The following is an 11,869-nucleotide window of genomic DNA, read 5'->3' on the forward strand; positions in this document are numbered from 1 at the left end:
ATAACTTCCACCACAAATATATGTTGATAGGAATAAGCAACCATAGTGATCTCCAGTAGTCTTTTTTGCCTACCAAAAGGCTACTTTTGGGTGGTTGGTAAATATCCATATGATTCCTAACGCCCAGTTAAACGGCGAGCCGCTTTTTGCTCGTCCGAGCTGTGCGTTTTTTGCACAGCGATTTAAACGCCTTGTTAGGCTTCTTTATGCCTAGACTGGCTTGCAATTTGAATAAAAGTAACAAGAACAAGACAAAATGCAGTATATGGTTCGTATTCTTTTGGATCATTAATTATCCAGGCACAAACTATTACTTCCGCTATTGCCAATAATATTAAACTTATGATATTCCATTTAGTAAGACCGCCTTTTAATCTTTTGGTAGCCTCGTATACACTTACATCATGTCCCGATTCTGTTTGAACAAATGCAGATGTTCCGTCTTCTGTAATAATGTTGCCACGTAATTCAATATTTGTGCAATTATTAGGCGGTCTTATTCTCCAGCTACTAATTATTACTGTGACTGGTAAACGTATACCACCCGCCAATACCTGACCACCTTCCGCAGTAACAATGTCAGGTATTACCATATTTTCTGACCTAGCTAGCCAGTTTTGTGTTGGCCGGTATATGTCTCTTACAACATCAATGACAAGTGTTCCATCAGGCCGAACATCATCCTCACTAAACTCTATTAATTGCCCCTGTACATTGTATTGTGGGGTATTCATTTTATAAGCCTAACGCCAAGCAAAGCGGCGCAGCTTGCTGCGTCCTTGCTTGTGCGCCTTGTTATGAACTTTCATGCAGTAGTCTCTACGATTAGGAAAGTAATAAATAGCAGAACAACTATACCAATACTAAAGAATGCCGTAATGAAGTTGCTTAGGTACTTAGTATATGAACCTCGCTTAATAAGCCATAACAAGAGCGCAAAAGCAGCGGAAAGCAAAAGAGGCACTGCTACCGCATAGATCGTTTCAACAAAGTAATTAAGTTCAGCTTCTGGGGTGTAGACAGGCCCCGCGATGTACAAAAAATAAATGTAACTACAAATGAAAAATAAAATGCTTGTTGAAGCTAACAGTTTTCTACGCACTCTCAATTACTCTCCCTAATTCATAACGCCCAAAGCAGCGGCGCGCTTTAGCGCGTCCAGCCCGCAGGGCGATGCTGTCTTTGCTTGTTATGAGCTGGATAGCAATTCATCTAGCTGACCTTCAATTTGCGAAAATTTAATACCCTTTGCAATTGCTTGGTCTTCCTCCCAAACCTCTTGATCTTCCCAGTAGCGTGATTTTTCGTTTAGAGCGTCGGCAAACGGGATATTTGCTCTCCTAGCTTTGATCGATGCTTCGCTCCAGAGCTCTGCTAGTTCATATTCTTTTGCTCGGTCTCTTTCATGACCGCCCAGTTCAATATGCTTTTTCGTTTGTAGTAGTGCAGATTTTATAGCCAGCAATGCCTCGTCAGTATTCTTATCTTTGTAGTGTCTTTCACTTTGTAGCGTACTTAGAAGCCCCTGTAGAGGGCCAAGAAATATCTCAGCTATACCTGCCATAAATATTCTCCGAAAATTGTGGGCTCATAACGCCTAACACAGCTGGAGGCGCGCAGCGACGATCTGCTGCTGTTACTTGTTAGCTGTTTCATAGTAAGCACTATATAGCTCCTTGCCTCTTTTGCTCTTGAATAAATATAAAAAACCATAAGCATTTACGAGTACTGAGAGTAGTGCAATATATCCTGCTCCATCACCCCATATCGGTACATACTCACGCCGAATGTACATAAGGATAAACAATGAGAGGAACCACAAACAGAAAGTCACCAATACCCATTTATATTTCATAGCATGTGCAAGAAAGGCAGAATTTCTATAAAGCAAAACAATTAGTAGAAGCATTACTACTGCTAAGATTTCTAACTGACCTTTTACAATATATGTAGCAACAAGGCCGGGAAGAAATATAAAAGGCACTATGGCATCTTGGTATTTTTTAATCGTTTTATTCTTCTCATAGGCACCCGGTATGGCATGAAGCTCAATATCCTCAGCGCTAGCATATGCTGATAATCCGCACTCCGAACACTTATCAATGCCAGGCAAGTTCACATATGAACAAAATTTACAGGACCATTTAAAATCTGGCATTCACTGGAGTTCCTATTTGACAGCTAACGCTCAAAGCAGAGGCTCGTGTAGCGAGTCCTGCTGACTTTTCTTGTTATATATCTATTGATACATTTAATTGGCATCATCATTTCTGAAAGCTATTCAATGCTGGCTTGACGCACGACTCATATTTCGACCTATCAAGACTTAATTCTTTTACAAGGGATCTATTGATGCATGCACCATATTCAATAGTAGCTTGTGCAAGCTTACGCGCATCACTGCCCTCGGATAACAGAACTGCATGGTCGCACTGTGATACAGCAATAAAGACCTTTTCTTTACAGCTCATCATATTCAGCTGTGCACAATTCATAAAAAAATCATTTTCGCAAAATGTGGCCTGATAGCCTTCAACAAAGAATTGGATGCCGCTGTCTTCATCAGCAGCGATTAAAAGTGGTGATAGTAATAGTAGAACAAGTGTTAGAATTCCCTTCATTTAAAACTCCATAGATACATAACGCCGCAAACACTGGTAGCAAAACCAGAGCGAAGCGGCGGTTTTGACATCCGTGTGATTTGCCTTGTTAGCCCATTGACTTAACGACAAATGCAATATTCTCTATAGCAATTACAGCAATATGGCAAAATCCAAGAATATAAAAAGCCAATGAAGTCCATATCAGCTTTTGTCTATGCTTGTCCGAAACTTCATGAACAAAGTAAAATGCGTTACTGTTTTTACCTTTATTTGATGCAATATCGTCAAATAGTTTTTTTGCATTTTCTTCGATAGTCTCATCATTAATTACTGTTGTTTCAGAGATATTTGAATATGAATTAAAGTAGGTAACAAGGAATGGAATATATTCCGCTTTAGGCTTTGAATTTTTGTAGTCCCACGTTACTTTTTTAAATGCGTGGTTTATTTGCATCCTAGTTTTCCCATCACTTTCAAACTCTGAGAAGTTTGAATATTTTTTTATGATATCAGGACAAAATACTGAATAAATAATACCTGCTATAGTAAAAAATACGGCCGCAAAAAATAACAATTGCCAAGAGAAAGGTAATGACGTAATAAGTTTAAAATTGCCACCGAAAATTGTCATTGAAATTGTACCATCTAGTTCATCCAGCATTTTTGCAGTTAATGGAACAATAATAAGCCAGAACGCAGAACTCTTAACAATTTTGCTATTTGCTATATCTCTTTGACTACTCCAATGAAGATCCATGAAACTCCTTTTAGGGCTAACGCCCCGCATCAGCGGCGTGGCCGTAGGCCACGTCCGACTGCATGCGTTTGTTATGTGTCTTGGCTGCCATACTTGCTATGCCTCTTTTGCCAACCCCCCTCTCCATATAGTTCCTGAGACAAACTAGGTGAAAGATCTTTTAGATTCTTGGAGTCAATCAACATGTCTATTCCGCCAGACTGGCGCAGTTCTTTATCTAGGTTGAAAACGAAATCGTTTATGCCGCCATCCACGCAGTAGATTACGCATTTTAAAAATATCTCTTTTTGTTTTGTCGATAAACTCTGAATCTCGTTCTGTATCTCCTTATGTCCAGGAGACTCGTATCTAGACTCAACTATACCTTCGCTTAGTTCGATTGATACATCTCGCAATTTCTCCATCACGAGCTTTCCAAAGACATCTGCTTCATTTTTCATTGATAATCCTTCACGGACACATAACAGCTAAATATACGTCAGATTGACGTGTTATAACGCGTCAATTTGACGTATAACTCCGAAATGGACTTATTTGAAAGAAGTGATAATTCGTTGAAATTCATAAGCTTTCCCTTGCTTATTGCATTGCGATGTTTGTGGGAAAAACATCAAATTGACGTATATCCTTACACAAACTATCCTTTCATTAAATACTGTATATAAACACAGCATAAGGATATGCTATGTCTTCCCCATTTATTCAGGCACTGCGTGATCACATGCGTGCCCGGCACTACAGCAAACGCACTGAAAAAACCTATATCTACTGGATCTTATATTTCATTCGTTTCAATCAGCTGGCTCACCCTGACACATTAGACAAATATGATATTGTCCGTTTTCTTGAATACCTGGCAGTTGAGCGAAATGTTACGCCAAGCACCCAGAAAACAGCTCTTAACGCTTTAATGTACCTTTATAAACGTTTCTTAGGCCGGGATGAGAAAGAACTGCAGCTGGAGGACTTTAAGCGCGCCAGTAAACCTAAGAAATTACCGGTTGTTCTATCCAGAAATGAGATCAGGTTACTGTTGGCACAACTTAACGGCGATTATGCCCTTTGCGCTCAGTTAATGTATGGTTCTGGACTCAGGTTAATGGAAGTATGCAGACTCAGAATTAAGGATCTCGATATTGAGAGGTTATCTATATTTGTATTTGACGGCAAAGGCCATAAACAACGTATTACAACACTCGCCGAGAGCTGCGTCCCCGCATTACGACGGCAGATTGCCCAGGCACGTTTATATTGGCAAGAAGATAAAAATGCTCAGAGCTGGGAGGGTGTTTATCTACCTAACGCCCTCGCCCGCAAATACCCCAGCGCGCCATTTGAATTTGCATGGCAATACCTGTTTCCAGCCTCCAAACGAACATCAGATCCACGAGATAACAACAAGATTCGACGCCACCACATCTATGACCAGTCACTACAACGCGCAGTAAAGCGAGCACTATTAAAGTCAGGAATTCAAAAACCTGCATCCTGCCATAGCCTACGGCATAGCTTCGCAACACACTTACTAGAACGTGGCGCGGATATAAGAACAGTTCAGGAGCAGTTGGGACACTCGGATGTACGAACAACAGAAATTTATACCCACGTATTAAACCGCAGTGGCAAAGCCGTTATCAGCCCTCTTAATGAACTATAAGGTAAAAACAATTCAAGCCTGCCCTTTACGAAGGACCTGATACTCTAGACATGGCCCCAGGTATGGAAAGAAGGCTATTACATTTACTCGAACAACTAGAAAATCGACGAAGCTACGTCCGGCAAGGATACCTGTCGCCGTCTAATCAGCGTTCATTAGAGGGAGTACCTCTTAAGAGCAACGACAGCGTATCCCCCTTCAGGTAATATGTGTTTTAATTTTATAGATGCGCTTATAGAAAAGCTCTGACGACAGAAGCCTGACAAAGAAGACATGAATAATGAACGATAGTAAAGCTCTGGCCCTTTCCCCGCTGATAACGCCGTTTGCGTTCACCATTTACGCTTACTTTGCCGATATTTCCGGTTTCAACATGGATGCCGGTATTCTAACCTTTATCGGCTATTTTTTAGGGGTCGCTTTTGCCAGTATTCCGGTGGCTTACTTGTATATGTTTTTCATCGGCTACCGCTTTTATCGTCTGATTCTGAAAAAGAAAAAGGTTAACTTCTTCAGCCTGACGCTTGGCGGAATCTTTGTTGCCGATATCCCAATGCTGTTGATCTGGCCTGCAGCTGAAGTGACCGGCTCTACCGGTTTCTACACCACTTTTCAGCTATTCTCTTTCTGTGGTTTCATGGTTGGCCTGAGCTTTTGGGCATTACTCAACTTCGGCACCAAACCTCAGCCTGAACGGTACTGAGTCAAAACCCTCTTCTATATTGTACTAACAAAAAAGCCTTCTTCAGATAGTACTGAAGAAGGCTTTTTTAATTTTCCTAATCACTACAACTAGCAAGCTCGAAGCGTGCTCCAACACCTCATAGCTCTTTTGCAGAGGAATATCTCTGCCGCCTATAAGGCAAGCTGCTGCCTTCAAATGAATATACCTTTCTGCCCCCCCCTCCCTGTGCCCCTATAACGGCTATCACAATTCTAATCTGGCACAAATATCGCTTATAAAAATGGAAAGGAAAACAAAACCATTGCCGATCAGGATTTAGAAATGCCAATAACAGGACCTATCCCCATCAGTAATCCAAATGTACGCCTGGTTACCCCACCAGAGGGCCCGATTGAATTAACGGATAATCTCCAAGCCTTACTCAACGTTCCTAAGCTAAATGAAAAGCCGCAGATGTCGCTTGGACTGTGGGAAAAACAGATTAACACCCCGCAAAGTACCGTAGTTAAATTGCAGGGCGAGATTGTTGCGACGTTTGGCGAAAATGGTTTTCAAACTTTCTTTAAGAACAGCGATGGACGACTTGTTCAACCAGGTTCAAGCCAGTATGAAGTGGTTGCAGCGCTAAAAAGTAAATATGGCGCTGCGCTGGATATCAACACCTTCCCTAGCGGAACAGGCCCGACAGAAGCTGACATATTTGAGCAAATGCACGGTTACAGGCCACAACCGCCGATTAACATTCGAGTATAACCTGTGCAGCTTGTTGTTAAGTGAACAGCATTATGAAGAGGTATCAAATGCAAATTAATAGCACATCGTTCTCAGTCCTGACCACTCAAGCGCGTAAAACTGCTTACAGCCTTCCTGCCAGTGAAGAGCAATCTTTACCGTCCACGCAAGAAAGGCCATCCACACGAGAGTTGGCATCAACTATAGACCCTAAGAATATGAGTCGAAATGATGCCGCCGCTTTAGGTGATGCTTTAGCTCGCGCCGGTGAAACTGAACTTGGAATGTTCTTTCTGGCGCAATCAATGATACTGGTAAATGAAAACGGCAACTTGCGAACCGCTACTAAAACCGACTCAGTCATGAATGAACAATTTAATATGTTCGATTCATTACAAAGCCAGATTGAATTTGCGAAATCAAAAAGCCTATCGACGGATACATTAGATAGTGCCCTGAAATTCTTAGACAAATTTCAGTTAGCCGGAGTCACTCCCGAAGTTAACCTATACACGTAACAATCAAGAGAAGCACTAACCAGAAGCTGCTAATCAAAATCAGAACACTGTTACCCCTTCAATCTTACGAAGCAACAATAACCCCCTAAACAAAAAAAACCTTCTCAATGCATATTAAGAAGGCTTTTCCGATTTTTCTAACCACTAGTAAGCACGGAGTACGTTCTAGCAAGTCGCATAGCGGAGTTCTATCCACTCAAAAGCGTTGCTTTTGTTCTGGCTATTTGTCAGATTTATACTTCGGAATAACCCCTTCCATTCCAACCTGCAATCGAGGACGATCAGCTTCTACTTCAGTCAAAGCATCAACCTCCTGCATAGTCGTCATACTGCGAACGGCCAGATTCTGGTACTGACGGGTGCCAGCAGACTTCCAGTCGACCTCTTTATCGGTCAGCTCTTTAATAATCTTCGCCGGTGAACCTGCAACCAGGGTTCGCGGTGCTACTTCCATTTTTGCTTTAACGAATGACATCGCCGCAACAATTGAAGATTCACCTATCACTGCGCCATCCATAATGACTGAGTTCATACCGACCAGTGCGTTTTTGCCGATTACACAACCGTGCAACACTGCACCGTGGCCGATATGGCCGTCCTCTTCTACTACGGTATCGGTACCGGGAAAAGCGTGCATAACACAGGTATCCTGCAGGTTTGCACCACGCTTCAGTTCCAAACGACCAAAATCACCGCGCAAACAGGCCGCAGGACCGATATAACAATCGGGACCGACAATCACATCACCGATCAGCACGGCGGTTGGGTGTACGAATGCGGTAGGATCTACTACCGGCGTAATGCCATCGATCGAATAGACTTTCATTTTCTGTTCCCTATAGCCAGTTGGCAATCCCATTAAAATTGCCACAAAAAAAGGAGCCGAAGCTCCCTTTCATAATCTTGATTTCAATAATCAGGTAACTCTGCTTCAGCCTGTACTTTAGCTGATTTTAATATACAGGAATACCCTTATTTCGTATAACTAGCCTAACACTACAAACGCTTCGTTAACGAAGCACTGTAGCTAAAATAGATAAACGTAATGAGCGTAACTTAGGCAAGGCGAAAGCTGATGAGACAGCGGAGCTTACATGTGTAAGTGAGCATGTATTCGCTCCGCTCCCCCTTCGGGCCGCACTAAAAGTGCGTTCTGGCAAAGCCAGTCAAATCAGCTTTCAACGCCGCATAAGCAAGCGCAATAGTTTATCAGGCGTGCTTACGTGACTGGATTACCCTGAACCGATTCGCCACGTATGCCAGATCCGACAAACAAGCATTCGCCGCCGGGTTACAGCCCGTCGCATGGAAATCACTAAACGCTGCGCTCTGGTTCACGAAGACACCGCCGGTCAGGTTGCTCGACAGGGCAACACCGCAATCCAGTGCCGCTTCTTCGATCTGATCCAGCACCGCATCAGTCGTGGTGTAACAACCCATGGTGATCGCACCGTGGTTGCTAACCGCCTTATGTGCCAGCTCTACAGAGTGGTTAGTGCTGTCGGTCTTGATCAGGAAAGTGATCGGGCCGAACAACTCTTCCATGTAGGTATCTTCTTTATCTGCATCGATGCTCAGGATCAGCGGGCTACGCATGCGCGCCTCTTTGAACCACGGGTTCACCGGACGGTCAGAATCACGTACCACTGTACCCAGCGCTTTCGCGTTGTCGATACGCTTGTCGGTCACTTCTGCCTGGATACAACCTAAGACCATACCAGCACGTTCCGGATCAGACAGGAACTTGTCCAGACCGGTTGCCAGTGCGCTCGCTACATCATCAAAGCTCTTGTGGCCCTGATCTGTCTCGATACCACCGGCCGGGATGAAGATATCCTGCGGCGTGGTACACATCTGGCCGGAATACAGGCTCAGAGTGAAGGACAGATTCTGAATCATGCCCTTAAAGTTGTCAGTGGAGTCGACAATAATGGTGTTTACACCGGCTTTCTCGGTATACACCTGAGCTTGTGGGCAGTTCTGCTCCAGCCAGTCACCGAAGGCGGTATTACCGGTAAAGTCGATCAGCTTAACGGCTGCGTGCTGAGCCAGCTCTTTAGTGCATGGCTGCGCCGGATCGGCATCGATAACCATCGATACGATGTGCGGCGGCAAGCCCTGCTCTTCTAATACCTCTTGTGCAATCTGGATAGAGATCGCTGCTGGCAGGATACCCGCTGGATGCGGTTTAACCACAACCGGGTTACCGGTAACCAGTGATGCGAACATACCCGGGTAAGTGTTCCAGGTTGGGAAAGTTGAACAACCAATCACCAGACCCACACCACGACCTACAACGGTAAATTTCTTATCCAGTACCAGTGGATCATGCTTGCCCTGGGGCTTAGTCCAGGTAGCAGCACCCGGTGCGCTGGTCATTGCTTCGTAGCCGTAAGCAACCGCTTCAAGACCACGGTCCTGAGCGTGTGGGCCACCGGCCTGGAAAGCCATCATAAAGCCCTGACCGGACGTGTGCATAACACCGTAACCGATTTCAAAGCTACGGGCGTTAATCCGCTTCAGAATCTCAAGGCAGATCCCTGCACGGGCATCAACACCGATATCACGCCATGCTTTCTGTGCGTCTTTCATCGCCGGCAGCAACACATCGATATCAACTGTCGGGTATTTTACGCCCAGATCAAAACCGTACGGAGAGACTTCGCTACCCGCTTCACCGGTGATACCCGGCATCTTCAGTTCAAATGAGCCATTCAGGTGCGCTTTAAACGCTGCCTGACCATCTTTATCGGCGGTCTCGCCGTACTTGCGCGGGCTCGGGCTTTCCGGGTACGGGCTCCAGTAATCACGGGTACGGATCGCTTTCAGTGCACCTTGTAACGTATCCTGATGCTGCTCAAACAATGACTGGCTCATAATAGTTCTCTTTTCCGTTTTGAAACCTGCTAACGGGTTTCTTTTTAAGCAAAAGGCCGTGTCGATGACACAGCCTCACTGTATTTGGTTATCTATTTGTATCGTAATATATAGCACTAGGCTTTAGGTTCACATCAAAATCTTAAAGCGTTATAACCGAGCGCAGTAGCTTTAATTAAAGTAAAGAATGCTGTTTAAGCGTTATGAGCGCAGCGTAGACAAGGAATAAAATTAGCTTGATAGCGGAGCTTACGACTGTAAGTATTCGCGTTGCTCACCCTAAAGGGCCGCCCTTTGGACGTTGTGACAGTAAACTGTCGCTGAGCAGATTAAGCTGATTTTTGACGCGGTATCCGCCAGCGCAATAGCTTAAACAGTATTCTTATAGTTCTGACATGAACTCTTTAGCCCAGTCCAATGCATCCTCATCTGGCAGCGGCTGCGTACAGGCATCGATCTCTAACCGCTCACCTACACGAACGGCACCACGGGCAGCAAACACCGCATCCATATCTTTACCGGCCTGACAGAAGGTCTGATGATAGGTCTGATCACCTAACGCCACGATACCGTATTTGATATGAGAGAGGTCCATATCGCCCTCTTTCAGTGCATCATGCAGAGGGATAATGTTATCCGGCAGCTCACCATCACCGTGGGTAGAGCAGCAAATAATCAGAATTTCACGGCTGGCCAGATCCAGTTCATCGGCTTCCGGCTCTTCATGAACTACTACATCATGATCCATACCCAGCTCATCACTCAGGGTATCTGCAACCATCTGGGCATTGCCGGATTCAGTTCCTACCAGGATAGCGATATCAGCCATAATTCCTCTCACACTATTATTCTAAGGGTCTTAATCGATGCAGTATCTTGCTTAAGGCTTACTGTATTAAGACATAGGGTATCTTGCTTATTAAAACCAACGATACACCAAACAAAGTGATACGGAAAGAGCAATTATTATCATTTGTATTGTATCTCTTTATGTTTTTGCGTTAATCTAATAAACATTAAAGTAAGCAGTCTGTATCTGACCATTGAACAGACAGATAATTAACTCTGGATGCTGCACTTGTTTAAGCATCTGAATGCTCTGCAAATAATAGAGAGGCTTCTATGGCGATGGACGACAAAGCTCTACTGGAAAATGATCTGATCGAGCGTATAAGCAAGGGAGATAAAATTCAGCAAGGTGAAACACTGCCTGCTGGCTACCGTTCTGAACTGCTGCGCCTGATGGTGGTATTTGTTGATTCTCAGCTGGCCGGCGCCGCCGGTTTTGCCAATATGATCAACTTCGGACCGGGCTTACGTGAACGACGTAACGCAGCTCAGATTGTTGCTGATCGTTTTGATCATGCCGAGAAGGTTCTTGATCTGTTAAAAGAGTTTAACGTTGAACCTCGCCTGTATGTCTCTTCACATGCATGGTCTTCCCGTCTGGATCGTACCATCGACCTGGGTAATCGTCGTATTGGTGGCGATAAGCGCCTGAACGTCTTTCACTACCCTATTGAGGGCTGGGTAGATGCATTAGTGCTGAACATGCTGATGGGTACCGCCTCTGTAGTGCAGCTGGGCGAACTGCGCCACGCATCATACGCACCACTAGCAGCAGCGATGACCGACATTGTTAAGTCAGAACAGTCTCATATTGAGATCGGTGAAAAAGGTCTGCAGGACGCCATTGATCATGATGGTTTAGCCGCAGCACAAGCAGCCGTTGAGTATTGGTATCCGCGAGTAGCAGCCACCTTTGGCCGATCTGACTCTGAGCATACTGCTCGCTTCAAACAGTTTGGCCTGATGAAGCAAGCCAACGACGAGCGTCAGGCGGCCTGGGAAGGACAAGTTAACGATATATTGGGTCGACTGGGTCTGGAAACGCCAGCCTGAACGCCCAGCTCCTGGCCCTTGAAAACGAGCCGGGATAAAAAGTTTCACTTGGTTTTTAATGCGATCTTCACAAATCAGTTAAAAACATGCCCTTTTGGCAGACCCCTGGTCTGCCATTTTTTATTTCTGATTGCATTA

14 protein-coding genes are annotated in these 11,869 nt (G+C 44.5%); 5 read left to right on the forward strand and 9 right to left on the reverse strand.

Going from position 1 to position 11,869, the window contains the following annotated elements; translation table 11 throughout:
- Positions 1 to 194 precede the first annotated feature (194 nt).
- The 6 genes from EHS89_RS16075 to EHS89_RS16100 form a co-directional block, all read right to left on the reverse strand.
- Complete coding sequence (locus EHS89_RS16075) at positions 195 to 734, reverse strand: hypothetical protein (protein WP_124927193.1); 540 nt, start codon at positions 732 to 734, stop codon at positions 195 to 197.
- A 455-nt stretch (positions 735 to 1,189) separates the two neighbouring features.
- Positions 1,190 to 1,564, reverse strand: coding sequence for a hypothetical protein (locus tag EHS89_RS16080; protein ID WP_124927194.1), 375 nt, complete (start codon positions 1,562 to 1,564; stop codon positions 1,190 to 1,192).
- A gap of 72 nt (positions 1,565 to 1,636) precedes the next feature.
- On the reverse strand, positions 1,637 to 2,158 hold the full coding sequence (locus EHS89_RS16085; protein WP_124927195.1) for a hypothetical protein: 522 nt from the start codon (positions 2,156 to 2,158) through the stop codon (positions 1,637 to 1,639).
- Between the two features lie 106 nt (positions 2,159 to 2,264).
- On the reverse strand, positions 2,265 to 2,621 hold the full coding sequence (locus EHS89_RS16090; protein ID WP_124927196.1) for a hypothetical protein: 357 nt from the start codon (positions 2,619 to 2,621) through the stop codon (positions 2,265 to 2,267).
- Positions 2,622 to 2,709: 88 nt separating this feature from the next.
- Positions 2,710 to 3,360, reverse strand: coding sequence for a hypothetical protein (locus EHS89_RS16095; RefSeq protein WP_124927197.1), 651 nt, complete (start codon positions 3,358 to 3,360; stop codon positions 2,710 to 2,712).
- 71 nt (positions 3,361 to 3,431) lie between these two features.
- Positions 3,432 to 3,800, reverse strand: coding sequence for a hypothetical protein (locus EHS89_RS16100; RefSeq protein WP_124927198.1), 369 nt, complete (start codon positions 3,798 to 3,800; stop codon positions 3,432 to 3,434).
- Positions 3,801 to 4,045: 245 nt separating this feature from the next.
- Between EHS89_RS16100 and EHS89_RS16105 the strand changes: the two genes are divergently transcribed.
- The 4 genes from EHS89_RS16105 to EHS89_RS16120 all read left to right on the forward strand — a co-directional run bounded on the left by EHS89_RS16105 (position 4,046) and on the right by EHS89_RS16120 (position 6,952).
- The gene (locus EHS89_RS16105) at positions 4,046 to 5,017 is read left to right on the forward strand and encodes an integron integrase (protein WP_124927199.1); all 972 of its coding nucleotides are present in this window, start codon (positions 4,046 to 4,048) and stop codon (positions 5,015 to 5,017) included.
- A gap of 280 nt (positions 5,018 to 5,297) precedes the next feature.
- Positions 5,298 to 5,720, forward strand: coding sequence for a hypothetical protein (locus tag EHS89_RS16110; RefSeq protein WP_124927200.1), 423 nt, complete (start codon positions 5,298 to 5,300; stop codon positions 5,718 to 5,720).
- A 303-nt stretch (positions 5,721 to 6,023) separates the two neighbouring features.
- Entirely contained in the window at positions 6,024 to 6,455 is a 432-nt protein-coding gene (locus EHS89_RS16115) for a hypothetical protein (RefSeq protein ID WP_124927201.1), read from the forward strand.
- A gap of 47 nt (positions 6,456 to 6,502) precedes the next feature.
- Positions 6,503 to 6,952 (forward strand): hypothetical protein, encoded by a 450-nt coding sequence (locus tag EHS89_RS16120; RefSeq protein ID WP_124927202.1) that lies wholly within the window; start codon positions 6,503 to 6,505, stop codon positions 6,950 to 6,952.
- 220 nt (positions 6,953 to 7,172) lie between these two features.
- Here the strand turns inward: EHS89_RS16120 and paaY are convergent, their stop codons facing one another.
- The 3 genes from paaY to EHS89_RS16135 all read right to left on the reverse strand — a co-directional run bounded on the left by paaY (position 7,173) and on the right by EHS89_RS16135 (position 10,658).
- Entirely contained in the window at positions 7,173 to 7,778 is a 606-nt protein-coding gene (paaY, locus tag EHS89_RS16125) for a phenylacetic acid degradation protein PaaY (RefSeq protein WP_124927203.1), read from the reverse strand.
- Between the two features lie 383 nt (positions 7,779 to 8,161).
- Positions 8,162 to 9,829, reverse strand: a complete 1,668-nt coding sequence (gene paaN / locus EHS89_RS16130) for a phenylacetic acid degradation protein PaaN (protein ID WP_124927085.1) — start codon at positions 9,827 to 9,829, stop codon at positions 8,162 to 8,164.
- A gap of 382 nt (positions 9,830 to 10,211) precedes the next feature.
- Positions 10,212 to 10,658, reverse strand: coding sequence for a flavodoxin domain-containing protein (locus tag EHS89_RS16135; protein WP_124927086.1), 447 nt, complete (start codon positions 10,656 to 10,658; stop codon positions 10,212 to 10,214).
- Between the two features lie 293 nt (positions 10,659 to 10,951).
- On the opposite strand from EHS89_RS16135, the gene EHS89_RS16140 reads away from it, so the two are divergent.
- Entirely contained in the window at positions 10,952 to 11,731 is a 780-nt protein-coding gene (locus EHS89_RS16140) for a Phenylacetic acid catabolic protein (protein WP_124927204.1), read from the forward strand.
- Positions 11,732 to 11,869 lie beyond the last annotated feature (138 nt).

It is taken from the genome of Amphritea balenae (assembly GCF_003858655.1).
Taxonomy (GTDB): Bacteria; Pseudomonadota; Gammaproteobacteria; order Pseudomonadales; family Balneatricaceae; genus Amphritea; species Amphritea balenae.

Coding starts and splice junctions, on each gene's coding strand:
- EHS89_RS16075 (WP_124927193.1), bottom strand. CDS start 734: ATGAATACCCCACAATACAATGTACAGGGGCAATTAATAGAGTTTAGT.
- EHS89_RS16080 (WP_124927194.1), bottom strand. CDS start 1,564: ATGGCAGGTATAGCTGAGATATTTCTTGGCCCTCTACAGGGGCTTCTA.
- EHS89_RS16085 (WP_124927195.1), bottom strand. CDS start 2,158: ATGCCAGATTTTAAATGGTCCTGTAAATTTTGTTCATATGTGAACTTG.
- EHS89_RS16090 (WP_124927196.1), bottom strand. CDS start 2,621: ATGAAGGGAATTCTAACACTTGTTCTACTATTACTATCACCACTTTTA.
- EHS89_RS16095 (WP_124927197.1), bottom strand. CDS start 3,360: ATGGATCTTCATTGGAGTAGTCAAAGAGATATAGCAAATAGCAAAATT.
- EHS89_RS16100 (WP_124927198.1), bottom strand. CDS start 3,800: ATGAAAAATGAAGCAGATGTCTTTGGAAAGCTCGTGATGGAGAAATTG.
- EHS89_RS16105 (WP_124927199.1), top strand. CDS start 4,046: ATGTCTTCCCCATTTATTCAGGCACTGCGTGATCACATGCGTGCCCGG.
- EHS89_RS16110 (WP_124927200.1), top strand. CDS start 5,298: ATGAACGATAGTAAAGCTCTGGCCCTTTCCCCGCTGATAACGCCGTTT.
- EHS89_RS16115 (WP_124927201.1), top strand. CDS start 6,024: ATGCCAATAACAGGACCTATCCCCATCAGTAATCCAAATGTACGCCTG.
- EHS89_RS16120 (WP_124927202.1), top strand. CDS start 6,503: ATGCAAATTAATAGCACATCGTTCTCAGTCCTGACCACTCAAGCGCGT.
- paaY (WP_124927203.1), bottom strand. CDS start 7,778: ATGAAAGTCTATTCGATCGATGGCATTACGCCGGTAGTAGATCCTACC.
- paaN (WP_124927085.1), bottom strand. CDS start 9,829: ATGAGCCAGTCATTGTTTGAGCAGCATCAGGATACGTTACAAGGTGCA.
- EHS89_RS16135 (WP_124927086.1), bottom strand. CDS start 10,658: ATGGCTGATATCGCTATCCTGGTAGGAACTGAATCCGGCAATGCCCAG.
- EHS89_RS16140 (WP_124927204.1), top strand. CDS start 10,952: ATGGCGATGGACGACAAAGCTCTACTGGAAAATGATCTGATCGAGCGT.